Here is a 2,979-nt window from a genome sequence, read left to right on the forward strand (position 1 = left end):
GCGTTCACCATGACTCGTTGATCACAACGCGTGAACCACGCCAGATCCGAAGTCCACCACTCCCCGGGACGCTATCGATTAGTTCGCTGGCTGACCGCATCGGTCAGGAGGTGCGCCGGCAGCGGACCAAGCGTGCGTTGGGCCCTCAACGGCATCTTGCTGTAGTGCCGTAGCACGGCGCCGCTGTTGGGGATACGCTGCGGTCGCGGGGTGAGCTTTGGTCAGCTCGATGCGGGTCGATGCCCCGCTCGCCGATCGCATGCCCATAACGAGCGTAAGTGGGCATGCTGACATCCCGTCGCGTCGTCGCGGGATCCTGCAGATCGGAACGGGGCCGGGCCTACAGCTGGGCCACGATGCGGCCGCCGAGCAGGTCAGCCACCAGGTCGATCGCCCGGAGTTGCTCGGAATCGATGTCGTTGTCCTCGGGTGGGCCGTTGGCGTTGGCGGCCGCCCAGAACGTCTCCTCGACGTCCGGGTCCTCCGTCGGCATGGCCCGGGTGATGGCGTCCATGTGTTCGTCGATGCGGGCCTGGTCGCGGGCGTCGAGCCACGCGTGCCATTGGTCGCGTTGGGTGCGGTAGCGGGCGAGGCGGTCGCTGCGTACCGTGTCGGTCTCGTGGGCGGCCGCCAGGCTGTCCAGTGTGGCGGGACCGGGTGCGACGGTGCCGCGGCCGGTGCGGGTGATCAGGCCGAGGATTTCTAGGGCGGTGAGGGTTTCGTCGCCGGCGGTTCTGGACACGCGGGCGGCCGCGAAGATGTCGGCGCGGGTGGTCAGACCATAGTCGGCGATCAGTTCATAGATGCGCCGCAGGTGGTGCCCTGCGACCCACCAAGCGTCGTGTACGGGTTCGATCCGGACGCGGTCGGCGGCCACGGGGTCGCTGGCAATCCCGTGGGGCCTGGTGAGGGCGTAATGGTCGGCGTCGGCGTTGACGGCCTGCCTGGTCAGGATGAGGGGCGCTCCGGGCCGGTCGCGCAGATCCCGCAGGACCCGCCATACCGTGTCGGCGCTGAGCAGTCCGGTTCCCAGCGACAGACTGCGGCCGCCGACACCCACTACCCAGACCTTGTTAATGAGTTCACCGGCGGTCAAGGCGTGCCAGGCCAACGCTTGCAAGACAGCGTGCACAGTCCAGCGGTACCGTTTCCCGGTGAATTCGTTGTCGGCCCAGTTCATGGCATCCGATAGCCAGCGCCGCAGATCAGCTGGCCCCCACGCCCCGCGGGGTGCCTGACTACTTCCTGTTGTGCCCCCCGGTGTGTTCTTTCTCTTGTGCTGCGGGCGGCGGTATTTGAGGTGGTTGCTGCAGAGCCAGGTCAGGGCTTTGGTGAAGTCGTGGTCGAGGGCGTTGCCGGCGCGGTGTTTGTAGCGGGCGAAGGCTTGGCCTAGGCCGTGGTGCCAGGGCCCGCCGGGGGCGATGCGCTCGGCGATGCTGGCGCGGCTGTGTCCGCGGGCGATGGCGGCATAGATGACCGCCATGCGGGCTTCTGAGGGACTGACCCAGTGCCGTGGTCCGGTGGCCATGACGCCGTGGACGGCGAAGTCGGTGAGGTCAGGGTCCATGGGGTCGTTGCGGACGTAGTCGGGGGCCAGGCGTTGCTCGGCGCCGTGTCCGGTGCAGTACGCGCCGATGTCGGCGGGGTCGGTGCCCGCGGTTGCCTGGGTGGGATCGGCCGGGGTGGTGGGGGCTCCTGGACGCGGTGCAATGGCGCCGAGCAGTTCGTAGAGCTGGGGGAGTAGTCGGGGTTCGGATCGGGTGGTGAAGGCCTCGATGGCCTCGGCCAGGGTGCCGTCGAGCTGGCGGTAGGCGCCGGGCTGTTTGGCGGGGGTTCCCGGTGCGCTCAGGCAGGCGTATTGGGGGTCGGTGGTGTTCGGGTTGGCGTCCAGTGTGGGCAGACGCGCGGCCAGCAGGCGGGCGATGTTTCTGATTTCGGCGAAGCTCGCGGTGGTGCCGATAGCCAACGGGCATAATAGGTGTGCCCCGCTGGGGGAGTGGTCGGTGACGACCTTGCCGCCGCAGCGGGTAAGCCATTCGGTGGCGGTGGCCAGATCGGCATCGACGGCGGCGCGGCCTGCGCGTTTGTCATCGAAGTCCAGATACAGCAGCGTGGTGCGCAGCCCTTTACGGGTGAACGGGTACAGGGCGGCGGGCCGGGTGGGCAGTGTGGGTGTCAAGTCGCCGGTGTCGGAGAACTTGCCGGTCCGCGGATTGTAGAAACGCATCGAGCGGCGGCCGGGGGCGCTGATCAGTGGCGCCAGGGCTTTCCAGACGTGTTGGGGCTTGTCCGGGACGGCCGGCGGGGCGCTGGTGGCCGCCGTCATCGCCTTATTCCGTCGGCTGCGCACCCAGCGGTGCTGTTGGTGTGTGAAGCCGGTTGTCGGGGTTGGGTTTTCGCCCGGCGGTGGTGGTGCTGCGGTGCCGGTGCGACACGGTCGCGCAGGTTCTTGCGGCTCATGAAGGCGGCCTTCTATACTGGCCCCAGATTGGTGGTTCATCTGGTTCCGTGAAGTATGGGAGCCCTGCTGGCGGAAGCTGCAACTTCCTCCGGTGGATCAAATACCCCTGGGCTGGTGCCTGGGGGTTTTTGATATTCGGGCGGGTATGTGGTTGTGCTGCCTGGGTATTGGGCGCCTCGGGCGCGTGTGGACGGTCCCCCGTTCGTGACTGGTGTGGCGATTGTTGTTGATCACAATGGTGCATCACGTGCGCGGTGGTCCCGCGCATTTAAGGGACGTGTCGCCGAACTCGCCGCAATCAGTCCCGCCGGGCCTCCCCGGCGCTACCCCTGGTTCGCGGCGCCAGCCAGCGCAGTGAATTGGTGCGAACGAATGCAATTTGACCGTTACGTGTGCACAAACCCTGCCCTAGCGTTGGCATCGAGCGAACACGACAACCTAACTGTCCGTTCTCATTGAATCTGGGGCACATTTACTAGTCTGACCTGCATTGCCCCAGATTGGATGAGAATTTCGAT

General features: G+C 66.7%; 1 protein-coding gene. It reads right to left on the reverse strand.

What is annotated here, in order from left to right:
• Positions 1 to 340 precede the first annotated feature (340 nt).
• Positions 341 to 2,326, reverse strand: coding sequence for a hypothetical protein (locus tag AC3WTE_RS32475; protein WP_492443727.1), 1,986 nt, complete (start codon positions 2,324 to 2,326; stop codon positions 341 to 343).
• Positions 2,327 to 2,979: the final 653 nt, after the last annotated feature.

This window comes from Mycobacterium sp. FW102-FHT13B02 (genome assembly GCF_058790275.1).

Excerpts from the sequence above, each read along its gene's own strand:
- AC3WTE_RS32475 (WP_492443727.1), bottom strand. The coding sequence starts at position 2,326 with ATGACGGCGGCCACCAGCGCCCCGCCGGCCGTCCCGGACAAGCCCCAA.